Source organism: Arcticibacter pallidicorallinus, from assembly GCF_003002875.1.
GTDB lineage: Bacteria > Bacteroidota > Bacteroidia > Sphingobacteriales > Sphingobacteriaceae > Arcticibacter > Arcticibacter pallidicorallinus.
In genome coordinates, this window is the sequence record NZ_PVTH01000001.1 from 552,476 (window position 1) to 574,581 (window position 22,106).

23 protein-coding genes are annotated in these 22,106 nt (G+C 41.6%); 11 read left to right on the forward strand and 12 right to left on the reverse strand.

The window, feature by feature from the left end; translation table 11 throughout:
• Positions 1–83: 83 nt before the first annotated feature.
• Positions 84–926, reverse strand: a complete 843-nt coding sequence (locus tag B0I27_RS02280; RefSeq protein ID WP_106290952.1) for a protein NO VEIN domain-containing protein — start codon at positions 924–926, stop codon at positions 84–86.
• Between the two features lie 401 nt (positions 927–1,327).
• On the opposite strand from B0I27_RS02280, the gene B0I27_RS02285 reads away from it, so the two are divergent.
• Together B0I27_RS02285 and B0I27_RS17875 are read left to right on the forward strand one after the other, a co-directional pair.
• A complete protein-coding gene (locus tag B0I27_RS02285) occupies positions 1,328–1,699 on the forward strand; it encodes a hypothetical protein (protein ID WP_106290954.1) in 372 nt (123 codons plus the stop codon).
• 168 nt (positions 1,700–1,867) lie between these two features.
• Complete coding sequence (locus B0I27_RS17875) at positions 1,868–2,059, forward strand: DUF4130 domain-containing protein (protein ID WP_219904974.1); 192 nt, start codon at positions 1,868–1,870, stop codon at positions 2,057–2,059.
• A 125-nt stretch (positions 2,060–2,184) separates the two neighbouring features.
• Here the strand turns inward: B0I27_RS17875 and B0I27_RS02295 are convergent, their stop codons facing one another.
• The 3 genes from B0I27_RS02295 to B0I27_RS02305 all read right to left on the reverse strand — a co-directional run bounded on the left by B0I27_RS02295 (position 2,185) and on the right by B0I27_RS02305 (position 3,690).
• Positions 2,185–2,649, reverse strand: a complete 465-nt coding sequence (locus tag B0I27_RS02295) for a DUF1905 domain-containing protein (protein ID WP_106291243.1) — start codon at positions 2,647–2,649, stop codon at positions 2,185–2,187.
• A gap of 31 nt (positions 2,650–2,680) precedes the next feature.
• Positions 2,681–3,184 (reverse strand): TIGR02453 family protein, encoded by a 504-nt coding sequence (locus B0I27_RS17880; protein WP_106290956.1) that lies wholly within the window; start codon positions 3,182–3,184, stop codon positions 2,681–2,683.
• A gap of 143 nt (positions 3,185–3,327) precedes the next feature.
• The gene (locus B0I27_RS02305) at positions 3,328–3,690 is read right to left on the reverse strand and encodes a winged helix-turn-helix transcriptional regulator (RefSeq protein WP_106290958.1); all 363 of its coding nucleotides are present in this window, start codon (positions 3,688–3,690) and stop codon (positions 3,328–3,330) included.
• Between the two features lie 100 nt (positions 3,691–3,790).
• Between B0I27_RS02305 and B0I27_RS02310 the strand changes: the two genes are divergently transcribed.
• The 4 genes from B0I27_RS02310 to B0I27_RS17370 all read left to right on the forward strand — a co-directional run bounded on the left by B0I27_RS02310 (position 3,791) and on the right by B0I27_RS17370 (position 6,422).
• Positions 3,791–4,537, forward strand: a complete 747-nt coding sequence (locus B0I27_RS02310; RefSeq protein ID WP_106290960.1) for an NADPH-dependent F420 reductase — start codon at positions 3,791–3,793, stop codon at positions 4,535–4,537.
• A gap of 109 nt (positions 4,538–4,646) precedes the next feature.
• Positions 4,647–5,231, forward strand: a complete 585-nt coding sequence (locus tag B0I27_RS02315) for an LLM class oxidoreductase (protein WP_219904962.1) — start codon at positions 4,647–4,649, stop codon at positions 5,229–5,231.
• A 34-nt stretch (positions 5,232–5,265) separates the two neighbouring features.
• A complete protein-coding gene (locus B0I27_RS02320) occupies positions 5,266–5,946 on the forward strand; it encodes an NADPH-dependent F420 reductase (protein WP_106290962.1) in 681 nt (226 codons plus the stop codon).
• A 296-nt stretch (positions 5,947–6,242) separates the two neighbouring features.
• Positions 6,243–6,422 carry a hypothetical protein gene (locus B0I27_RS17370; protein ID WP_146133078.1) on the forward strand — a complete coding sequence of 60 codons (180 nt, stop codon included), beginning with the start codon at positions 6,243–6,245 and terminating at the stop codon, positions 6,420–6,422.
• A 46-nt stretch (positions 6,423–6,468) separates the two neighbouring features.
• Here B0I27_RS17370 and B0I27_RS02325 read toward each other — a convergent pair whose 3' ends face one another.
• Positions 6,469–7,506, reverse strand: a complete 1,038-nt coding sequence (locus tag B0I27_RS02325) for a TlpA disulfide reductase family protein (protein ID WP_106290964.1) — start codon at positions 7,504–7,506, stop codon at positions 6,469–6,471.
• Between the two features lie 232 nt (positions 7,507–7,738).
• On the opposite strand from B0I27_RS02325, the gene B0I27_RS02330 reads away from it, so the two are divergent.
• The 4 genes from B0I27_RS02330 to B0I27_RS02345 are packed head-to-tail and all read left to right on the forward strand — an operon-like array spanning position 7,739 to position 11,609.
• Positions 7,739–8,491 (forward strand): sugar phosphate nucleotidyltransferase, encoded by a 753-nt coding sequence (locus tag B0I27_RS02330; RefSeq protein WP_106290966.1) that lies wholly within the window; start codon positions 7,739–7,741, stop codon positions 8,489–8,491.
• 13 nt (positions 8,492–8,504) lie between these two features.
• Complete coding sequence (locus tag B0I27_RS02335) at positions 8,505–9,677, forward strand: glycosyltransferase family 4 protein (protein WP_106290968.1); 1,173 nt, start codon at positions 8,505–8,507, stop codon at positions 9,675–9,677.
• The gene (locus B0I27_RS02340) at positions 9,674–10,579 is read left to right on the forward strand and encodes an NAD-dependent epimerase/dehydratase family protein (protein ID WP_106290970.1); all 906 of its coding nucleotides are present in this window, start codon (positions 9,674–9,676) and stop codon (positions 10,577–10,579) included. The genes B0I27_RS02335 and B0I27_RS02340 overlap by 4 nt, the downstream gene beginning before the upstream one ends.
• Positions 10,572–11,609, forward strand: coding sequence for an NAD-dependent epimerase/dehydratase family protein (locus tag B0I27_RS02345; protein ID WP_181276652.1), 1,038 nt, complete (start codon positions 10,572–10,574; stop codon positions 11,607–11,609). Before B0I27_RS02340 ends, B0I27_RS02345 begins: the two co-directional genes overlap by 8 nt.
• Here the strand turns inward: B0I27_RS02345 and B0I27_RS02350 are convergent.
• From B0I27_RS02350 to B0I27_RS02380, 7 genes are all read right to left on the reverse strand, one after another.
• Positions 11,606–11,974: a cupin domain-containing protein gene (locus tag B0I27_RS02350; protein ID WP_219904963.1), complete on the reverse strand. Its 369-nt coding sequence runs from the start codon at positions 11,972–11,974 to the stop codon at positions 11,606–11,608. The two genes, B0I27_RS02345 and B0I27_RS02350, sit on opposite strands and share 4 nt — an antisense overlap.
• 18 nt (positions 11,975–11,992) lie before the next feature.
• Entirely contained in the window at positions 11,993–12,925 is a 933-nt protein-coding gene (locus B0I27_RS02355) for a Gfo/Idh/MocA family protein (protein ID WP_181276653.1), read from the reverse strand.
• Positions 12,912–14,129, reverse strand: coding sequence for a family 4 glycosyl hydrolase (locus B0I27_RS02360; RefSeq protein WP_106290976.1), 1,218 nt, complete (start codon positions 14,127–14,129; stop codon positions 12,912–12,914). Before B0I27_RS02360 ends, B0I27_RS02355 begins: the two co-directional genes overlap by 14 nt.
• Entirely contained in the window at positions 14,126–15,229 is a 1,104-nt protein-coding gene (locus B0I27_RS02365; protein ID WP_106290977.1) for a DegT/DnrJ/EryC1/StrS family aminotransferase, read from the reverse strand. Before B0I27_RS02365 ends, B0I27_RS02360 begins: the two co-directional genes overlap by 4 nt.
• Positions 15,216–16,223: an ROK family protein gene (locus tag B0I27_RS02370; protein ID WP_106290979.1), complete on the reverse strand. Its 1,008-nt coding sequence runs from the start codon at positions 16,221–16,223 to the stop codon at positions 15,216–15,218. Before B0I27_RS02370 ends, B0I27_RS02365 begins: the two co-directional genes overlap by 14 nt.
• Positions 16,224–16,239: 16 nt before the next feature.
• Positions 16,240–17,367, reverse strand: coding sequence for a 3-dehydroquinate synthase family protein (locus B0I27_RS02375; RefSeq protein ID WP_106290981.1), 1,128 nt, complete (start codon positions 17,365–17,367; stop codon positions 16,240–16,242).
• A gap of 304 nt (positions 17,368–17,671) precedes the next feature.
• Positions 17,672–20,461: a substrate-binding domain-containing protein gene (locus tag B0I27_RS02380; RefSeq protein ID WP_106290983.1), complete on the reverse strand. Its 2,790-nt coding sequence runs from the start codon at positions 20,459–20,461 to the stop codon at positions 17,672–17,674.
• A gap of 309 nt (positions 20,462–20,770) precedes the next feature.
• Here B0I27_RS02380 and B0I27_RS02385 point away from each other — a divergent pair, with 309 nt between their 5' ends.
• Complete coding sequence (locus B0I27_RS02385; RefSeq protein ID WP_106290985.1) at positions 20,771–22,102, forward strand: sugar porter family MFS transporter; 1,332 nt, start codon at positions 20,771–20,773, stop codon at positions 22,100–22,102.
• Positions 22,103–22,106 lie beyond the last annotated feature (4 nt).

A 22,106-nucleotide genomic window follows, 5' to 3' on the forward strand; every position in this document is an offset into this window, starting at 1 on the left:
GCAAAAATAGCTTTATAAATTTAGAATAAACTGTTATTGTCGCTGAATTTACTGACGACAATGAGTTGATCTTGGCAATAATACTAAAAGTGCCCCTTATATTGCACAGCCTCTATCGAGCAAAATTTGTCATAGCGACCTCGAACTCGAAACATTTTAGGACTATCTGAAAAGTTGAATATACGATACAAGTGAAAATTTTCGCTGTTAATTATCGAGAATTTATATTCATTAGAGGAAAAGAAAAAAGGCGAATATATTCCGAGTTTTGTTGTTTTTACTTCTATATACTTATCAGTTCCGTCGAGATTCGATGAAAGTATATCGAAACCTGCGCCATCTCCGAATTTATCTGATACCCACTCGACCTTTTTTGCTAGGGCCTCCTTTCCAGCCATAATTAATAGATTTCTTTCGAATTCCAATGCCAGTTCCTCTCCTTTTTTCCCTAGCGTAATGTTGTGTTGCTCTTTTTCCAAATAATTTATTTTGCCAGAAATTTTGAAGGAAGGGGAAGGTTCCATAAGTACGCTTTTATTCTTTTCGGGAGGGTTTACTAATAATTCGTCAAATTGTACAACGGAGGGCGAGACTAAATCGGCATTGTTACAGAATGAGTCGAGGACTTTCTGGATTTCTGGATTTAGTAAGATATATCGTTGAATGGAAGGGATCAGCTTGCTTCTCTGAGCCTTACTCAAAGGTTTATACCCCTTGATATAAGGAAGGCCGAGTTCTATATTGACTGCACTAATATTTTGGTGTTTTCGTTCTATAGATAAATCGGGGCGATCGTTTAACAGAGGCTTTAAGTGTCGTCGATGTTCCGATTTATTGTAAGAATTCCCATTTAGTTCCTCAATCAGCATGGAGAAATAATCGTTGACAATCAAGTCAACCTCGTTATCAGACCAATTTTCTCTCATGGTGAGCTAAGTTAGTGAATGTTTTCTAATTCTATTTGCAAAGAGAACGATTCGATGTATTCTGCTTAATTGGAACGGAGCGTGTGTTTCAAGGGCGAACGTAAGCATACAGTTACATATCAAAGCTGTTCCAATAGGTTTTCGAGTACGCATGGATTCAAGCTCATCTGAAGGTCGGTAAGCTGGTCGCCAAAGATAACCATGGCCCGTCGAAAAAACATTGCAATGATAAGGTGTAGGAGAAATAGGAACCCGGTAGGGGAGCGAGAACGCCAGGGGCTGGATCTTTATGGAAATGCTCTTTCGAGAACCTGAAAGGGGTATTTAACTGGGCTTTAGACGATTGAATAAGGAGTAATGCGACTTCTCATACAGTGCCTTTTTCTTATCTTAGAACCTACATGGGGATTCCTGAAACACTACGTAAATACCTTCACAAACTAACCCGTCTCAACCGTGCTCCAACCGTCTATGGTAAAGCTCCTCATAAACCGGTTCTCTTGATATCGATTATAGATTTATTCGAAAAAGGAATGATTACCGCAAATCGGATATTCGTGAACACAGAATTGGTTGCTACATTCCGGGAGAACTGGGACCTCCTGGTGAATACTGCTCACCAGTCCGACTTTACTCAGCCTTTCTATTATCTGCAGAGCGAGAGAGTTGAAGGAGAGCAGATATGGTTCTTGCAGCCAAGAATAGGATGGAATGGGAAAAAACATCGGGCATTGGGGAGGACGGTTGATTTGGCAGCTTGGAGATGTTGGTGATTTGATCATCTGTTGGAAATCACTACCAAATGAGGATCCGCGCCTGGTAGAGAAATCTTTGATAAGAAGTTTCACCTCCCAGTTTGTTAAGCGCCCCTTTGCAAAGTCGGAGACTTAGAATCCTATCGTCGATTTTGGTGAGGCCGTTATGCTGATCAGCGTTGGCTTATCTATGATGCCAAACGAAAATACGGCTTATACTATGACCTAGAAACCGTTAGTACAGTAGAGTTGCAGTTCCACTCAGGAAAAGTGCCATCTTCTGCTGGCGCAGAAATATTTGATGAAAGGGAGGGATTTTATCAGCAGCTATGGAAGCGTTATTTTGGCGCTGTAAATATAAAAGCCAGGAAAACATGAAGCTGCATTTACAGCACATACCAAAACGTTACTGGAAACATTTAACGATGCCCAATTCTCTCAAAGCAAGTAACCAGCTTGATCTGATTTTTCTGGTAATTGATATTTTAGGTGTGCTGCCGCATTTATTTTTTAGCTGACAAATGATCGATATATTTATTGATCATTTTTTCTTGTTTGCTTTCATCATGCGCTGCTAGAATATCTTTAATCATAGCTTCCTGCTCATCGTCCGGCAAAGTTTTAAATTTTTGATAAACATCAGCATCCTTAAAGCAATCTTTTACATCATCTTCCTGGGTTAGATGATTATCAGTGGTTTTATATAAGGTCACTATCACTTCGTCACCACCTTTTTTGCCAATAGCTTTCCTGATCTTACTATTAATGGAGATGCGTTTATCCTTTCCAGTTAATGGGGCAAGATTAAGATCTTTAATTTCATGGCCGTCGATGGTTCCGGAAACTTTCATAACACCCCACTTTCCCCGGATGTCTTTAGTATCTGGAATGACCAGATGATACGTCCATGCACCTTTGCCAGGAACGTGCTGCAGGACTAGCTTTTTATTTTTTAAGAGTTCTTTCACAGTTGTACTTAAATGGAATTTACGAAAATATTCAAATTCGGACAAGCTTTAAAACATTCCACGATGGTTTCAAAGTTATCCTTTCCATGAAAAAAGTATCAGGGTAATAGTTTCTGACGAAGTATCCTTTCATTTTTAAAAAATCACCCGCAGGGCTGTCTGAATCAAAGTCTTTAGGCACTTTTCGTAAACTTTCCTGGGCAACGATCCCATCAGAAAATGCGTTGAGCAACTTAGCATTTTCAGTAATTTTCTTCCAATCCTGGAAATTGTAATTAATTACCTGACGGATTTTTTTCAACCTCTGGGGTTCTGGCTGAAAAGCACCAGCTCCTAAATAGCATTCGCCAAATTTAATGACGATAAAGTAACCAGCGTTACCACTTTTGCGATCACCCTCATTAATGATCGAATATAAATAGGTTTTATAAGGTGATTTATCTTTAGCAAATCGTAAATCACGGTTTAACCTGGGAATACAATCTTTCCCTCGCAGATCTGATTTCGCAAAATTTTGGAAACAACGTGGACTTATTTAAGGTCATGTAGTGATCGATGTATTGTTGCTGCTCACAGGCCATTTTCTCGAAAGCAATGGCCTGGTCATCCGATCCTAAATTTTCCGCGCTGATCAGTGAAACACTTTTAGTCGATCCGTAGATCTATTAACACTTAGTCCTATGTATGGCTTTTTTCTTTCTGAAATATTTCTTGTTTATGATTTAATCCCCAATTTTTTAACGCCTCAATTATCGGTGTTAACGTATCGGCATAAGGTGTCCATTTATAAGTGATTTTAACTGGATAATCATTAGTGATAATTCGCTGAATAAGCTTGTGCTGTTCCAGTTCCTTTAATTCCTTTGCCATAGCCTTCGGGGAGATACCCGGTATGCTGTCCTGAATATCCGTAAACCGCTCGTTACCTACACCAACAGAAATGATAATAGGTAGTTTCCATTTTCCATTTATTACGTCCAGTGCATCCCGCACTGGTTTTACTGAATCCAAACAAGATAGATACGGTTTTTTAGTAGCCATAAGTGTATAATGATAAATTGTACTTTACTTTAGGTAAGTACTATACAAAGTAAAGTATTATTTAACTAATTTTGTTGCACAACTCTAAAAAAATGTAATTATGAAAATAGGAATTATAGGTGTTGGTCATATAGGAAAGACATTAGCGTTAAGATTAGCACAAGCAGGTCATGATGTGGTGGTAGCTAATTCTCGCGGCCCAGAAAATATAGATTTAAATGTACTCTCTACTGGTGCTCGCGCCGTTACTATTGAGTATGCAATTGAAGGGAAAGATGTAATTATCCTGTCTATCCCCTTGAATAGAATCCCTGATATTAAAAACCTATTCTCAGCGGTTTCAGATTCTACAACCATCATTGATACTTCTAATTATTATCCTGCTCGTGACAGCAAAATTGATAGCATTGAAGCAGGGCAAGTTGAAAGTTTATGGGTAACGGAACAATTGGGACGTCCTATAGCTAAAGCCTGGAATGCCATTGGTTCAGATTCTTTGGTAAAAAATGATAAACCAGCTGGAAGCTCAGGGCGTATTGCAATTCCTGTAGCCTCGGATCGTGAGGTTGACAAAACAATTGCTATGCAATTAATAGACGACACCGGCTTTGAGGCTTACTATACTGGATCCCTGGCAGACTCATGGAGACAACAACCTGGAGCACCGATCTATTGTACGGATCTGACAATAGATGAAATGGCAACGTTAATTAATACCGCAGAAAAGGAACGATTACCTGCACGCCGTGATATAGCAGTATCAGCTATTATGGAGCGCATGAGCAATCCTACTACAAATCCTGATGCAGAATTCGGCTTACGGTTAAGTCGTGCCCTGTATATCTAATACATCTAAGGTAATACATGAAAGAGAAACTTGATACTGTTTCGGCTACCGATAGAAAAATGTTAATTGGCCTCCACTTAGGTAATGGGTATGGTTCCCAATCTGGAGCATGGCGTATGCCATGGGTCGACCGTCAGCAGAGCGTTACGGTCGTGATCCCGATGAGATCAAGTACATTCCAGGATTAATGACAACCATAGCCAAAGACAGACGCTCGGCACTTGACCGCCGAATTCGACTAGGGGGTGATCAATTCCCACAAAGGATTGGTTATCTTCAACAGATGATAGGTATTCAACTTGATCCTTTAAGAATGAACGAACCGCTATCGAAGGCCCAATTGAATACTGCCAGACCTTCACGTTACGATCCCCGATCCGACAATGCTCTAAAGATTGCTAAAGAAGGATGGACCCTGCGCGATATTCTAGCACATGGAGTGATCGATTATCATCCAGTCATTGTAGGTCCAGGTATTGAGGCAGCAGATCATATGCAAGAATGGTTTGAAGCAGGCGCAGCTGACGGCTTTTGGATTTCAGCGGATGTTAATTCAGATGGAATTGATGCTTTTGTCGATGAGGTGATCCCTGTCTTGCAGGAACGTGGTTTGTTTCACAAAGATTATGAAGGAAAAACTTTACGCGAACATTTGGGTGTGCCCGATCAGTATGGACTTGATCCCCGGGTTTAACAAAATCATTTAGTACACATAAATTTAACTTAATATGGAAATAGGAATAATCGGATCTGGTAACATTGGTAGTACCCTTGCTGGATATTTAATAAAACTTGGTCACCAGGTTACTATTGCAAATTCACGAGGACCAGAATCCTTAACTGATGTAGCAGAGAACACTGGCGCGAAGCCTGTTACAGCAGAAGAAGCTGCTCGAGCAAAAGATCTTGTCATTATCGCAATTCCTGCCAAGGCGATTAGGAAACTCCCTGTTGATATTCTATCCGCTTCGAAAGCTATTGTTTTAGATGCTGGTAATTACTATCCTTCGCGTGACGGGCAAATCGCAGAGATTGAAGATGGATTAACGGATAGTGAATGGGTAGCAAAAGTTATTGGTCACCCGGTAATAAAGGCTTTTAATAATATAGTTGCCGGAAGCTTAGCTTCTAAGGCCAGGCCAGGTGGAGGAACTGATCGAATCGCCTTATCAGTTGCCGGTGATAACAAGGAGCAGACAAAAGATATTATGAAACTGATTGAAGAAATTGGTTTCGATGCTATTGATGGAGGCACGTTATCAGAATCTTGGAAACAACAGCCGGGTGAACCAGCTTATTGCCAGGATTTAGAAAAAGATGCTTTGGAAGCAGCGCTACAAGAGGCAGACCCTAGCACGCATCGAGAAAACCTTGCGAAGGCCGATGAGATGGCACGGCCATATTTCTAAGAACGGATAAGACTGATTTAAGACTTAGTTAGATGGGAAGATTTGTGAATGAAACCATTGCCTTCCTTAAGTTGCGCGACTTTACCGGATACACAAAAATTATTGTCCTATGCCTGACAAATTAGGTATCGTAAAAAGCTACTTACCTTCTGATCTCTCACGATCTGACGTACTGAAGGAACCTTGTCACCCGCCTTTAATTTTAGGAGTTTTAAGTTTCTTCTACTTTATCCGCAATCTGTTCCTAACGGAGGCTTTTTCCTGTCATCACCTGTATCAAAACACCTAACTATCAGTTGAATCGGCTATTTCTTACGATAGACAACAAAGACATCAAAGACTATCGCGAACTATGGGGCGTGAATCTGTTCGCCATTGATGTTAACGACTTTTTCAAGAAAGGGAATCTGATCATGACGTTAGATGATGCAAATGGAAATGTTGTATATTATAGGTTACTTAGGCGAGTAGATTAGGTGAAGCTGCGCTTATTTTCAAAAGACGGAATTTAATATATGTAGTTTATTTTGTGAGCACTTCTTCCAATTTTTGAGAGACCATACCTCCGGTTTCCCTTAATTCAACCGCTATGATCTTCCCCTCAGGATCAATTAAAAAGTTTTCGGGCACAGCCCAAACGCCGTACATATGTGCAACGGGACTATCATATAAGCTCTCATCGACAAGGGTTGTCCACTTTACTCCATCCTTTTGGATGGCCTTCTCTAGCGCTGTTTTTGTATCCAAACCAACACCGAGAATGTCGAAGCCTCGGTTTTTATATTTTTCATATACCTTCCTTAAGACAATATTCTCTCCGCGGCAGGGGCTACACCAACTTCCCCAAAAGTCGAGCAATACATACTTTCCTCTGTAAGAAGATAATTGCACTGATTTTCCACTAACAGACGTCATCGTGAAGTCTGGAGCGTTATCACCCACCTTAAGCTGTCTGTATTGTTCAATAAAACCCAGGAGTAAGGTGCCAAATGAATGGGCTTTTACTCTGTCTGTAAACGCGCTATAGAAGCTCTTTACCTTGCCTATCGGAATAACCTGTCTGTAGAGGTATAGTTCCATTACGCTCTTGTAAGCATCAGGATGACTTTCGATATACCTTGTCGTTAGAGCTGTCTTAAGCGAGTCGGAATAGTTGTCTACAGTTACTTTGCCTTTGATGTAAAATTCGTTAAAATAAAAGTCATAGTCAATGTTGGAAGCTGAACCTGACACGACAGCTGCAGGCAGGTTTCCACTGGTTCCGCTAATTCTAATTTCGCTATTCTCCAGCCAGAAGATCTTTCTCTTTTCCCTTTCAACAGCATTACTCAAAGAGGAAAAAACGATGGCAGCTTCCACGGGTTCTTTTACTTCTCCTTGAAAGCTGAATCTGTTTGCTTCAACAATTGTGGAATCAATTTGATCAGAGAGGAACTTCAAAAGATAAACCTTTGCGCCATTCTCAACCCCACTAATATTTCCAGCAATTGAGTAGGAGTGCTGTCCTAACAATGAAAGGCTACATTGTAGCAGGATGAATAAAGGCAATAAATGTTTCATCTATTAATATAAAAATTCCTTCACTCAGATTGAGCTTAAACGCTTTGACGCGTGCAGGTATTGCGCATCTATATTTTATCGCGATAAGAGAGGGGCAGCACCGTACAGGCACTACTTCCCGAGCGTTTCATAAATAAATATTTATCGCCGCATTTCATTGTTTAAATAATTAAGGTTATCTTAAGTGATCAATTAACCATCTGACAATTAGTAACTTTCCTAGCCTTTATCTATGAATAATGTGTTAATTATGGCTGGAGGTCGGTCAAGCAGAATGCGAAACACAACCAGTCTTAGCCTGCACAAAGCTCTGGCTCCAATTTTCGGCATACCTTTGATTGAACTGAACCTTCTTTATGCTTACGTTTACGGCTATCGTCAGGCGTGGGTGTCTGTAGCCGCAACAGAGCAGCAGTTACTGACCCACTTGGATAGGCTTAAGAAATTGTATCGGAATAAACTTGGCCTCATTATTCAGATTATTGTTGAGGAGATACCTCTCGGGACTATAGGCGCGGCACAGTTTGTCGATATAGGAGATGACGATGTGCTTGTGTTGAATGTAGACAATCTTCTGAATCTTGACCTTAGTGTTTTGGAGAACTCGCATATCTCTTCAAGGGCCGTTATGACTATTGCTTCTCACTACGAATCTTTTTCGATTCCTTTTGGGCAACTTGTGGTTGAAGAAGGAGAAGTGGTAGATTACCTGGAAAAGCCGAAACAAAGAATATTAGTATCCAGCGGGACATATATACTTGGACCGAAAGCCAGGAGTATAGTTAGTCAAAATTACCCGGAGCAACGAATAGATATTCCGGGTCTTAGTAAAGACTTAATAGCCTTGGGCGATAAGGTACATTCGTTCCTTCACCAATCCATCTGGAGTGATATAAATGATAAAGACACACTGGAACGAGTTCGGGAGTCGGAAAAGTGGCCTCTGATCGATAAAATACAAGACCTTATAAGAGAGGTGGTTTAATAATCGCGCAACCATGAAAAAACAACCCATAAATATCCTTTCTATAGTAGCCTACGGATTGTCGTTTGGAGGGGATGAAACCAGGTTGTTAAATCAATGTCGTTTAATAAATAAGGAGAAATTTAATTGCATCATTTGTACACCGCGATCTGCGGGAGCCAACATGATGTCGCACTTCAAGAACATAGATGCAAAGATTATCTACATAACCATATTGCCATTCAATTTGAAAAGCGTTTGGAAACCGCTGAGATTTTTCTTGTTGTTGATCAACTTTGTGATGTATTCAGTTCAATTGGTTAGAATACTGTATAACAAGAAAATTGATATAATAGACGGTCGCCTTTTGGCGGGTGGAATATACGGCCTTCTCGCAAAAAAAATAATGGGTTTACCAGTATTGGTGACCCTTTACCAAAAGAGTGACTATAGCTTTCTTGGATCTCTTTGCTCGTACCTGCTGCGATCCAGTGATGTCATAATTTGCGACTCTCAAATGCGGTTGGACGAACTAAAAGAATGGATAGGTAAATCAAGAGCTAGATTTTTGGTAATCCCAAGTGCAATAGAGGTAAAGTTTTCTGATAAAGATGAGCTGAGAAGAATGAGCTGGTATAGGGAGGATACGAAGAAAATAGTTATTGGACAGATAGCTAGCATTATTCCGTTCAAGGGCCAGGATTTACTGATCGATGTTTTTGGTGATATTTCGGCACTGCACAGTATGGCGGAGTTATGGTTAATTGGATATTCGCGGGACGATATCTATTACGATCGCTTGCAGCAACAGGCTTGTGAGTTAGGAATTGGGGACAAGGTTCGTTTTATCAGCTATCCCGGATACATAGGGGACGTTTTTAAAATGATCGATATACAGGTCCATGCTAGCAGATTTGATTCGCTCCCTAACAGTATTTTGGAGGGAATGTCATTAGGAAAGGCTTTGATCGCGTCGTCTGTCGGTGGAATCCCTGAGGTGGTGGACCATGGTTTGACAGGTCTGCTTTTTGAAGTAAATGATCGTCGGGCTCTAGCTGATCATTTAAGTGAGCTGATTGTTGACGAGAAAAAAAGAGAGCGGCTCGGCCAGGCCGCGAGGAAAAGATTTGAAGAGGGGTATTCGCCAGATTTTTTGATAAAGCAACTGGAGGATGAAATAGCTGACCTTACAACTTGCAAAAGATGAAAATAGCAATCACAGGTGCTGGCGGTTTTATAGGTTCCAATTTGGTTGATAGCCTGCGTAAAGAGGATGTTGATCTGGTGCTGATCAGCGGGGCTCATGGAAATGTAAAGTTGTTTGATGATGCTCTTGTAGTGGATATTCTGGATTTTGAGCTGATGAGAAAATCCTTGACCGGGGTGGATCTTGTAGTGCACCTAGCCGGCTTTAACAGTGTTCGGGAATCTTTCGAGAACCCCGATCAGGCTATAATGGTGAATACCATGGGTACAAGTATATTGTTAAACGTATGTTTTCATCTCGACATTCGCAAGGTTGTGATAATCTCCTCCGCCGAAGTTTACGGACGTCCTGAATCAAATCCAGTGACAGAGAGTGCTATGTTCAGGCCGCTTTCGCCTTATGGGGTGTCGAAAGTAGCTATAGAGCAGCTTTGCTATGTATATTACGTTGCTTATAACATGAATTTTAAGATTCTTAGACCGTTCTCAATTTATGGTCCGGGAATGTCATCCAGATCCCTGATAAGGGAGATATATAACAGCGCTAGGGATCGACATGGTGTAACATTGTTTAACTGCTCTTCCACTCGCGATTACTGCTATGTAGGGGACGTAACGTCCGCGATCAAAAAGGCTCTTTTTTCTGAGTTTTGCGGGGTCGATACCTATAATATTGCCAGTGGCATCGGCACCAATTCGAGGCAGCTGGCAGAAGCCATCCTAACATTAATGAATGAATCAGGGCGTATATCTGAGAGCCCGTTACCCGACAGACCAAGAAATGCTGATATCGATTGCCTGGTTGCTGACGTTTCGAAAGCGGGAGAGGAGCTGGACTGGTGGTCAACTACCGGCTTAAATGATGGCCTTAAACAAACTATCGAGTCTTTTGAAAATGAATGAACGTGTATTAATAACAGGAGCACAGGGCTTTTTAGGCCGGTATGTGACGGCCGCAATCTTGAAGGCTGATTCCAACTGCGAAGTTATCGGGATAGGCAGATCAGGGCGTTCTGATGATAGTTTTACGCATACTCTTCACATTAAAGATGGTCAAAATATCCCTGCGCCTCTGCCTTTAGCACTTAGAAACATTTTCACAGAACGTTATCGTTACCTTTCGGTAGATATCAACAGTAAAGCGCAAATAGATGAGCTTTTCCAAGCTTATCGTCCATCGGCCATTATTCACCTGGCGTCAGGGTTAAGAGGTGACAGTTGTAGTAAATTATTCAATACCAATATTAGTGGGATGTTGAATTTAATGAGTGCTTGCAGGGCTTATGATTATACCGGGTCATTTATTAGCGTCTCCAGTGGTGGGGTATACGGTTTTCCAAGTAAACCAGGTGATCTTCCGTTTTTGGAGTCGCATCCTTGCAATCCCGAAGATTCGTATCAATTAACCAAGGCGGCCGAAGAAACAATTGTAAAGGAGTTTTGTGAGTATTTGGCGATCCCCTGGATGATCCTGAGGGTCTTTAACGTTATAGGTCCGGGGCAAGACGAACGGCATGTTTGCGGCCGGTTTGTAAGCGAACTGGTGCGCATCAAAAATGAATATAAAGACGCATACTTGAAAACGTCAGCACTTACATCAGTGCGTGATTTTGTAGACGTAAGGGACGTGGCAAGTAATATAGTGGGTCTTTTTATGAATAAGCAGTACAAAAACGTATTTAATATCTCATCAGGGAAGCCTGCAGAGATCGCTGTCGTTTTGAATAGCTGTTTGGCCGCGGTCTTTGGTGCAGAGATCGGTCATTTAAAGATCGATAGCGTGCAGACGGACGAAACCGTTAGTAAACAAATTGATCACCATTTTGGAGACAATTGTAAGTTGCTTTCTTTTGGAGGTTCTGTGAATTTTAGTTTGGAGAACAGCATCAGGGACATGGTAGCATATTATGATTCGGTGTATACTAAACATTAGCCGGCATTGGTCCCGCCCTTGCTTATAGGTGTTTCCAAAACTATCAGATGTACGTCTTCGCTTCCTGTATTTAGCAATTGATGTGTCCCGCCGATTGGATTAACAATCACGTCTCCTTCTTTGACACTGTATGCTTTACCTTCAACTATCATCTCCGCTTGTCCGGATATAATGATGTAAATTTCTTGGTTATCAGCGGAATGGGTGTGCTTTCCAATGCCGGAGGATACAGGCACCTTCACAAAATCAAGAAAGTTAAAGGCAAAATGTGAGGACAGAGTAGCCACACGGGAGAAGTAAATCGGGTTCATGCCGTTATGAGCTTTGCCATAACTATAATCAAGATTATCAAAGGAATATTTCATAACTCGTTTTAGATAGTGTCACAATGGGATAGGGTTGTTTAATTTCAGGGACAGGTTGACTGCGTCTACCAATTCCTGGGTTTTTTTCGCTTCTTCTACATTACATAAAATGGATGATGGATCGTTGTTGATTACTGCGTTCAGAAAGCTCCTGGTTTCGATATCGAAGATGTCCTGACCTGACAACATAGGAAGCGATAAGTCATCCGGAGATGTCAGATTGAAATCCCATCCGGTCAAGCTGACTTTGTTTTCTTTCGTGTAAAGATCAAGTCCAATGTTCTTGGCGCTTGCATCACAGCTGTACAAAATGTTCCCCACGATACCAGATTTAAACTTAAGCGCAATGCTGATGGAGGTTGCAAAGGAAAGCTCATTGTCGGCGCCGGTGGCATATACTTCTCTTACTTCACCCATGATATAGCGGTTAAGATCAAGTAGATGGGTAGCTTGTTCGTTTAGTGGTCCTCCAGATTCTGATTGATTAGCCCACCAGGGTACCTGATACATCTTATTAATCCAGTAACTTGAAATGCCCAGACAGGCAACGTCTTTTACATGCTTTATGGAGGCGCGATATCTGTTCATGTATCCTACCGCATTTATCAATCGTTTCTCGTTGATTTTTTGCAGCAGGTTCTCTAATCCATCGGAATTGAGGGAAAGAGGTTTTTCTATAAGAAAAGGCAGATTATTCTCAATAGCAAATTCAATATGCGTCAGATGGTGGCAAGGGGGTGAGCATATAAAAAGCGCATCAATCTTTTCTGTCGGGAATTTCTCCAGGCTTGGATAGGTATGTACATCGGGATATACTTCTTTGATTTCTCTTAAACGATTCGCGTCAGTGTCTGAGACAGCTACAACACGGTGGCCGGAAGCCTGAGTAGATGCAGCCCTGATCTTACCCATTCTCCCACATCCCAGTATGCCTATGTTAAGTGTTTGCATGTTCTTGTTCTTTATGATAAACATTTGAAATGTACTTTTCCATTATATCTATCTCCGTGTCTTTGGCAAGTGGGTCAAGTTCTAATGCTTGTTTAATGTTTTGTGATGTGGGATCCAGCGAAGCTGTCAAAACTGCGCTTTCAAGTTTGATAAATGTTTGTAACCATTTCCCGGCCTCCAGAGGAGCTTTTGCTGATTCAAGAGCGGTCAATGATGATTGGCTTACCTGAGTTAAACCCTCGATAGTTAATCCTGAATGGTTTACCGTATTCAGCACCAGGGTTTTTGCAGAGTCGGAACCCATGGCTTTCAACAGGGGTATCACCCCGTTTTCGTACCAGTCCATATTTCGGTCTTTAAGGCTTAAGGGCGAATGATCAGCCTCAAGAAGGAGCTCCTGTATTATTCGATTTCCAATTAATTGTACCTCTTGCGCTCTGTACTCCGGGTGATGTGACTCGGTAAACAGATGAAAGTATTTGAGCGGAATGGCACCCAGCGCTTCGATTTCGTTACAAGTAAATCTGTTGAATCCCTCATCGGCTATCATTTCGAGAAAAGTAGCAAATACGTCCTTCCCTCTAAATTTAACGCTATGGATGAACCCACGATGGTTAAGTCCCGAATATTGCCAGTCTATTTCCTCCGGAGGAAGCTTCAGCACTTTGGCAACTTTTTCAAGCGTTGTAACCGGTAATTCGCAAATACCGACAACATTTCTAACGTTACAATGATGAAATATGGAAACTGCGATACTGAGTGGGTTGGTTAAATTAATAACCATTGCATCGGGGCATAATTTCATAATTTTACCTGACAGCTCTCTTAAATATGGGGCCATTCGAATGGCTGATTTCAAGCCGCATGGGCCAAGAGTTTCATCAGGGGGAAAACCAAATTTTCGAGCGAAGGATTCATCCTCCATACGTCCCACCAAACCTCCGTACCTGTTTTGATGAAGTAAAATATCTGCGCCATAAAGTGCATCATCTAAGCTGATGCTGCATTGGATGTGCCAGCCAGCTTTTCTCAGGAGTTTTGTTGCGTACACGGCAATTAAATCCAGCTGTCCGCTATTTCTTCCATGTAATACCAGATGGTAAGCTTGTTCAAAACTCGCTGAAGCAAATTGTTCAATAAGCTCTATGGTGAAAGGGCTGCTGCCCCCTAGAATAGTGAGTTTTGGTAACCGGGCCAGGCTCATGTGTTGAAAAACTGGAGAGTGCTGTCACAAACGTAGTTTAACTCATCTTCCGTCATATCTGGTCTTACCGGCAGGCATAATAGTTCACGGGATAATGCTTCTGCTACAGGAAAATCTCCCTTTACCCAACCTTCATTCTGAAAGGCATGCTGTAAATGGATAGCAATAGGATATCGGACAACTGCGTCTATCTCCTTACTTTTTAGAAAGGCCATGAGTTCGTCTCGCTTTTTGGTCCTTATAGTAAACTGATGATAGGCATGTACTTCATTCACATCGCGTCTTTGGAAAATTAAAGGGAGTCCGCTTAGTTTTTGAGTATAGTAGTCCGCAATTCGATTCCTATCCTCGTTCCATTTGTTTAAAAACTGAAGCTTCCAATCGAGTATTCTGGCTTGCAGAGCATCTAGCTTACTGTTAAAGCCTAACACTACATGGTTGTTTTGACCATCTTGTCCGAGTGACGCTATCCATTGGCTTTTTACGTAGAGATCTTCGTCATTGGTCACAATACAACCCGCATCACCAGCAGCTGCAAGGTTTTTACTTGGATGAAAGCTGAAGCAACCGATCTTTCCAAACGTGCCCACAAACTGTCCATTTAAAGCAGAACCGTGAGCGTGCGCACAATCTTCAATTACCGACAGGTGGTATTTGGCGCAGAGCTCTGTTATTTCCGGCATTGGAGTTGGTTTTCCATAAAGGTGTACCGGAATAATGACTTTTGTTCTATGGGTTATTTTTGCTTCGAGTTGATTGATGTCAAGGAGGTAGGTGTCATTATCTGCATCAATCAATATCGGAGTTGCTCCTACAAACTTTATAGCCGCTACAGTAGCATGAAAGGTGTTTGCTTGTGTTATTACTTCATCACCCGGGCCAATGTTTAATACCTTCAATGCAAGTATCAGTGCATCGGTGCCAGAGTTGGTGCCACAGGCATAGCGAGCATGAGTAAATGCAGCGAAGTTTTTCAGAAACGATGTTACTTCTTTAGTGAGTACGTAATTACCTACCAACAGCATTCGTTTTATGTCATCAAATAGTTCTTCTACATCCGGCCCGAATTGCTTTTCATACGCATATCTATTTATTTTCATATATCGCTTTTCTTACAGTTTCAGAGAATCTGCCGGCGCCCGCTAATCCTATTTCTGTTCCTTCCGGTCCAATTTTTACCATTTCATCCCAGTTCTGTCCGAGATTCCAGCAAAAAGTAGCAGCAAGATCCGCAACACTACGGCGGTATGTTTCGCCCAGTGCGGTTGAAAAGCCGCCAATGATTATAAACAGCTCTATGCCCGTAGTCGTATGTATAAGCGCTATCGCTCTGGCAAGTTGCCTTGCCGTTTTGTCGATTACGCTTACCGTCCACGCGTCGCCCTTTAAGTAAGCCGTCACAAGAGTTTCGTTAAGAATATCCTGGCAGTCAGGATGTATTTTGCCCACATATGATTTCTGATAGTCTGCATGATTGGACATGGATTGGGTTTTTGCAAACCCGAGAACACCCCTGCCAGAACATATGCCTCCAAGATGGCCCTTTCCTCCGCAATCGCAAATCGGTGCTTCCTGTGAATCATCGGTTACCCAGTGACCAATTTCTCCACCACGCCCCATAACACCGGTATAGGGTTTCCCGTTGATAAAAAGCTTACTACCGATTCCCGAACTTACACTAATGACACAGAAGTCTTCCGGGTAAATGTCTTTCAAAAGGTATCCAGCTGCCGAAATATCATTCAGGACATGAACATTCGAATTTGGCCAAAAGCTTTTAAGACGCGGGATAATGGATGACGAACCTTTAAACCTTTCGCCCCAGATAGTGGGCGTACTCAGTAGCTCGCCGCTCGGGGTGATAGGACCGGGGAAGCCAATTGTGACCACTTCCGGCTCATCATATTCAAAAAGCTCCTTACTCAATAGAGTCATTTCTTTATAGAGTTGCTCAAAGGGCAAGACATCAGACGGGGTGTTCCAGGCATTAGGTGTATCCTTTCTGCTGATACTGACGAGTTGTTGTGTGGCAAAGGAATAACGCCCCGCTCGCAAATTTGTACCACCAACGTCAAACACTAAAGCATCGGCCATATTTTAAAATGATTGGTTAATAATGTGTTGAAGCCTTAGATAATGCAAGTTCATCTTTCGCTACCAGATCGTTGCACGCATATTCAAATTCTGAAAAAGAAAAATCGCTTAGAAAAAAGGGGTCGCCGATTTTCCGGAGAGCCACGATACTAAAGTTGCCACCCTTATGTTTAGTCACGACTTCCTTTTTATCAAATAGTTGTTGGCAAGTTAAAGCTGAATGCCAGCTCGGCATGTTTAATGAGTCAAGCACTGAGACGAAATCCTCATAATGACTTTTATCCATTAAACCTTGCACATAAGCGAGGTTGTTAGATAATCGCATTCCAATACCGACAGCTTCTCCATGTGATATTTCAAAGTTGGTTAGCACCTCTATTAAGTGACCAAATTCGTGACCATAATCAACGACACGGTACAGGTTTTCCTCAAATAGATTATCGCGTAATTCCTCCAGCATAAAGTATATTGACCGGTCTATCAATTCAATTACATCCGCATCTATTTTTTTGAGCAGAAAATTGTGAATATTGCGCTTTAATAGGTGCCAGCTATCGTTGTCTTTTAATGATATGATTTTAATCATTTCAATTAATCCATTCTTGATCTCACATAGGGGAAGCGTATCCAGGAAGTCCAAGTCGATAAAAACAACATCCGGCAAATAAAACGTGCCAAGGGAGTTCTTACAGCCGGCATAATTAATACCGTTTTTCACTCCAACAGAGGCATCGATGATGCCTAACAAAGTGGTAGGGATCTTGATGCAGGGCGTGCCCCGTCTGATTAAATTAGCAGACATACCGGCCAGATCACAAACTATGCCGCCTCCAATAGCAATGATGGAGTCGCGCCTGCCAATACCATTCTTGAAACAAAATGAGGTGAAGTCTATAACAGTCTGTAAGTCTTTGCTCTTCTCTGAAGCATCAATCAAGAAGTGATAAGCTTCAATACCATTTCGTGAAAAATAGGCCTTTGCCGCAAGGTATTCGTTTATCAGCTTTCTGTCAATAAGGCAATATGCTTTATGGGTCTTGATATGATTGCCTAATGCCGGATTGTTTTCATCGAAAATGTTTGTCACCCGTTTTATCTCATACGTTAACGTATTCTCGAGGGATATTTTAAAGACTCGATCCATATACTGAATTTGTGATGTATTTAGGTTCGTAAAGAAAGCTGACTACTTATTGCTGACAATCACAACCAATAACCAATTGTATAGTAGGTTATTTTGTGGTTAAAAAACAGAGAGTATGAACAATTATATTGATAGCCTATATTGGCTAAACGAGTTAGTTGTTAACGAAGTGAAAGAGTCATACGATAAATTTAATCAGATTTTAATGTAAATTATGTGAACTCAGGAGACAGTTTTAGGGCATTTTTTTACCATACAGGAGCTAAAGTCGAGTAATTTGTGGGATAATAACCGGGCACGATCATCATTGCCGGTTTTCTTTCTTCTTCCGCCTGTACTCCGTTGGGCTGCAATTATATCGGGCTTTGAACACCGTGGAAAAATACGTCGGGGAGGCAATACCTACTTGATAGGTTATTTCAGAGATGGATATCTCTTCGTTCAATAATAAATATTTGGCTTTCTGTAGACGCCTGTTTAAGATATAGTCGGTAATCGTACAATCCAACAGCGCTTTCGCTTTGCGGTATAGCTGAATTCTGGACATACCTATGCTTTTGCAGATATCGTCTACACTGAAGTTTTCGTTGGCGATATTGCTCTCCACTATAGAAGCAAACTCGTTTAAAAATTTCTTGTCAAGCTTTTTGGAGGCGGGTAGTTTACTTTCTACCGGGAACTCACTGCTAAAACGGGATCGTAATAAATCTCTGTTATGAAGGAGGTTTTTGATCGTTTCGTCGAGATATTGAAGATTAAAGGGTTTGGTAATGTAAGCATCAGCCATTGTTTTTAAGCCCTTTATCTGCTGTTCCTGGCTTCCTTGAGCCGTTAGAAGGATGATGGGTATGTGAGATGTCCGGATGTCGTTTTTAAGCGCCTGGGTGATTTCTGTTCCTGATTGTGCTGGAAGCACAACGTCTGAAATGATAACATCCGGGACGTTTTCAAACGCCTGATGTAAGCCGCTGTTTCCGTTGTTAGCTGTAAACGTCTCGTATTGGGTGGAAAACTTCTGTTTCAAGAAGTTCAACAGTTCTTCGTTGTCTTCGATTATGAGAATAGAACGCTCCTTTAATGATTGCTGAGGTATTGGTGTATCTGCTATCTCTGTTGTGTCTTCTAATTCAGTGGTATAGATCTTAATGTTGTCGTAATCCACTGTAGATTCTTCTGCTGTATGAACTTTCTCGTCCTCATGGAGATGTCTATCACCTAAGGGCAGCTGAATAATGAAGCGTGCGCCTTTTTCTTTTTGACTGGACACTTTTATTGATCCTTTGTGTAACAAGATCATCTCTTTCGAAAGCGACAGTCCCAGACCAGAACCTTTGGATCGCTTCAAATCATCTTGATAGAACAGGTCGAACGCATGCGTCAGTGTATGTTCATCCATTCCTGCGCCATTGTCCTCGACTTTCAACTCCACGCTATTCGTCTCCTCGTTCTTTTCTATGGTGACAATGATTTTTCCGCTGTCGTGGCTGAACTTAAAGGCGTTGGATAGCAGGTTGAATAGCACTTTGTCAAGCATATTGGTGTCGAACCAGGCGCTTATACGGCTTTCGCGGCTTACCATCCGTAAATCTATATTTCTTTTATACGCGATATCTTTGAATAGATCGATAATCTCCTTTGTGAATGCTAGAAGATCATTTTCTGTAGCGCGTACCCGCATCTTTTCATAGTCTATCTTTCTGAAATCAATCAACTGATTGACCATTCGCAGGAGCCTCATCACGTTTCTGTTAATAAGCTGCAAATGACTTCGTGTTTTTTGAGGAAGTTTGCTGTCGGCAAGCAGCTCTTCTAATGGTATGAGTATCAGGGTTAAAGGAGTTCTGAATTCATGTGAGATATTGGTAAAGAAATTAAATTTGGCTTCCGTGGCGGATTTGGCTTTTTCAGACATTTCTATTAGCTGATTTTGCTTTTCGAGAATCTCATGATTTTTGTTTTCCAGGTGCTTATTGTTTTTCCAGTTTTCGTTAAGTGAATAAAAAGCGATTCCGGCGAACACAATCGCTAATACCAGGCTGACGACCAGAATATTCAGTATTACTTGCTGATTGTTATAAACAATTTTTTGTTCGGAAAGCATATTCTGCTGCCTCTCAATATCTTTCTGCTGGCTGGTCATTTTATCTGCCTGCAGGATCATCAGTTCTACATTGCTTGAATCGATCACAACTGACTTCAATGCTGTGTTTTTATCGAAGGGCAACTTGTTCAGGATATTGATGGCTGTGCGGATCGCTTCTTTTCCTCCTGTAGGGTACAACATGGATGCATCGAGTACTTTTTTTGATACTAGTTCAAGACCGTTGTTTTTTCCGGGTAAAGCATCAACGCCTACGAGTTTGATCTTTCCTTCAAGGTCGTTGTTTCTAAGAACAGCGCAGGTTCCCAAGGCCATTTGATCGTTATGAGCGAATATGGCATCGGCCTGGAAGAGTAAGTGCTTGTTCAAGCTGACCTCTTCTTGTGCCTTATTGTTGAGCCAGCTTCCCGAAAGCTGCTTAATGATTTTGATTGATGGATAGCGTTTTAGAGCATTCTTAAAGCCCTCGTTTCGCTCTATTGCAGGAGAGGATCCGGTAAGTCCTGTCACCTCAATAATATTTCCTTTTTCCCCCAGACGGTGAGCCAGGTATTCGCCGGCCATTCTCCCGATCTCAAAATTGTCGGCACCCACGTATGCTGTATAAAAGTTAGAAGAGACCTTACGGTCAATTACTACGACTGGCGTTCCCTGGCTGAAAGCTTGTTCGACAATGGGTGTCAGGGGCTCTGATTCGTTGGGGGAAATAATCAGGAGATCGATATCTTTCTCCAGTAGTGATTTGACCTGTTCAATCTGTTTATTACTGTTTCCGCCCGCATCTTCATAAATGAGCTCGATATCTGAATGAAATGATAGTTCTCTGCGCATCTCTTCCAGCATGGTGACCCTCCACTGGTCGGAACCGATGCACTGGGAGAAACCGATTGTGAATCTGGGCTTATCTTGATTGCCTTTACAAGCACTCAAAAACCCTGCAAAAAGCGATAAGAGTAAAATCAAAAGATGAAGTCTCTTCTTATTTCCCGTCATGTGTTTCCTCTGATTCTATAATTGATTATTGAAAGCTACATAAATTTGATTAAATGCTAAACCTTAAGGGTTTGATCACCGCGTTTGAACTCCTCAGACCTATCTCTAAAGTGATTTAAAAGTTAAAAAAGGTGATACAAATTTGAAAGTGTAGTTGGTTCTTAAATTGGTGTTTAAAGATAAATATTTGATATATAGATATTTACAAATATATTCGACTGCGCTTCATTTTTTGAAGACATTGATACGAATTCAAAACCTAAAATTGGAATAAGCATCTACTTTGGTGATTGTAAACCTAATAAGTATATGCAAAAAAATTCTGTTATCGCCTGGTCACTGGTTGTGGCACTCGGCGGATTTCTCTTCGGCTTTGACACTGCGGTGATTTCGGGAGCTGAAAAATCTATCCAGCAATATTGGGCACTTAATGTCTTCGAACATGGCCTGACGGTGTCTATAGCTTTAATAGGTACCGTAATAGGCTCCCTGGTTGGCTCGGTTCCTTCTGATAAATATGGTAGGAAAAATACGCTATATATGGTTGCTGCTTTGTATTTGTTGTCTGCTATTGGAACGGCTTATGCAACCGACTGGTATGTATTCTTGCTATTCAGATTGATGGGCGGATTCGGAGTGGGTATGTCTTCGGTTACTGCTCCTATCTACATCTCGGAAATATCTCCTGCTAATCTGAGAGGCCGTTTGGTTGCCTTGTTTCAGTTCAATGTGGTACTGGGGATTTTGATTGCTTATTTATCCAATTACCTCATTGGTCAGGAGGGGGAGAATTCATGGCGATGGATGCTCGGTGTTCAGGCATTTCCGTCACTCATCTATCTTGCGTTAATCAGGTTGGTTCCTGAGAGTCCCCGTTGGTTGGTATTGCACAAGGGGAGGGATGCTGAAGCTTTGAAGGTATTGAAACGGATCAATCCGCTTAATTCGGAGCAGGAGCTGATCGCGATTAAGCAATCACATAGGGTTCTGGCTGAATTTGAAAAGCCGGATTCTCTGCTCACAAAGAAGTATAAAACGCCGATAACATTGGCGGTTTTATTCGCTGTCTTCAATCAGGTGTCAGGTATAAATGCGATTATCTATTATTCTCCGCGCATTTTTGAGATGGCGGGACTGGGTGCTCATACATCTTTATTATCTACTGTAGGTATTGGGCTAGTAAACTTTACTTTCACTTTGATAGCCATTGGCTTCATCGATAAGGTGGGAAGAAGGACCTTGATGTTGATAGGGTCTGTGGGCTTAATACTCTCTCTCGGTTTGGTCTCACGTACTTTCTTTATGAACGATTTTAGCGGCTTCGCGATCACATTTTATCTGATGATATATATCGCATTCTTTGCTTTTTCACAGGGTGCCGTAATCTGGGTATTTATTTCAGAGATCTTCCCAAATGAGGTTCGCGCGAAAGGCCAGACGCTCGGAAGTTTTACGCATTGGATTATGGCAGCTGCGATTACCTTTTGTTTTCCATACCTGTCTGAAATTGCGGGCGGCGGAAATACATTTCTATTTTTCAGTGTAATGATGATGCTGCAGTTGCTCTTCGTATGGAAACTTATGCCTGAGACTAAGGGTAAGTCACTTGAGCAGATTGAAAGCAATATGATGATGCATTAACCAT

Coding starts and splice junctions, on each gene's coding strand:
- B0I27_RS02380 (WP_106290983.1), bottom strand. CDS start 20,461: ATGACGGGAAATAAGAAGAGACTTCATCTTTTGATTTTACTCTTATCG.
- B0I27_RS02320 (WP_106290962.1), top strand. CDS start 5,266: ATGGAAATAGGAATAATCGGATCTGGTAACATTGGTAGTACCCTTGCT.
- B0I27_RS02305 (WP_106290958.1), bottom strand. CDS start 3,690: ATGGCTACTAAAAAACCGTATCTATCTTGTTTGGATTCAGTAAAACCA.
- B0I27_RS02315 (WP_219904962.1), top strand. CDS start 4,647: ATGGCGTATGCCATGGGTCGACCGTCAGCAGAGCGTTACGGTCGTGAT.
- B0I27_RS02285 (WP_106290954.1), top strand. CDS start 1,328: ATGGGGATTCCTGAAACACTACGTAAATACCTTCACAAACTAACCCGT.
- B0I27_RS02345 (WP_181276652.1), top strand. CDS start 10,572: ATGAATGAACGTGTATTAATAACAGGAGCACAGGGCTTTTTAGGCCGG.
- B0I27_RS02375 (WP_106290981.1), bottom strand. CDS start 17,367: ATGGATCGAGTCTTTAAAATATCCCTCGAGAATACGTTAACGTATGAG.
- B0I27_RS02325 (WP_106290964.1), bottom strand. CDS start 7,506: ATGAAACATTTATTGCCTTTATTCATCCTGCTACAATGTAGCCTTTCA.
- B0I27_RS02330 (WP_106290966.1), top strand. CDS start 7,739: ATGAATAATGTGTTAATTATGGCTGGAGGTCGGTCAAGCAGAATGCGA.
- B0I27_RS02385 (WP_106290985.1), top strand. CDS start 20,771: ATGCAAAAAAATTCTGTTATCGCCTGGTCACTGGTTGTGGCACTCGGC.
- B0I27_RS02360 (WP_106290976.1), bottom strand. CDS start 14,129: ATGAGCCTGGCCCGGTTACCAAAACTCACTATTCTAGGGGGCAGCAGC.
- B0I27_RS02350 (WP_219904963.1), bottom strand. CDS start 11,974: ATGAAATATTCCTTTGATAATCTTGATTATAGTTATGGCAAAGCTCAT.
- B0I27_RS02370 (WP_106290979.1), bottom strand. CDS start 16,223: ATGGCCGATGCTTTAGTGTTTGACGTTGGTGGTACAAATTTGCGAGCG.
- B0I27_RS02280 (WP_106290952.1), bottom strand. CDS start 926: ATGAGAGAAAATTGGTCTGATAACGAGGTTGACTTGATTGTCAACGAT.
- B0I27_RS02310 (WP_106290960.1), top strand. CDS start 3,791: ATGAAAATAGGAATTATAGGTGTTGGTCATATAGGAAAGACATTAGCG.
- B0I27_RS02355 (WP_181276653.1), bottom strand. CDS start 12,925: ATGCAAACACTTAACATAGGCATACTGGGATGTGGGAGAATGGGTAAG.
- B0I27_RS02340 (WP_106290970.1), top strand. CDS start 9,674: ATGAAAATAGCAATCACAGGTGCTGGCGGTTTTATAGGTTCCAATTTG.
- B0I27_RS02365 (WP_106290977.1), bottom strand. CDS start 15,229: ATGAAAATAAATAGATATGCGTATGAAAAGCAATTCGGGCCGGATGTA.
- B0I27_RS02335 (WP_106290968.1), top strand. CDS start 8,505: ATGAAAAAACAACCCATAAATATCCTTTCTATAGTAGCCTACGGATTG.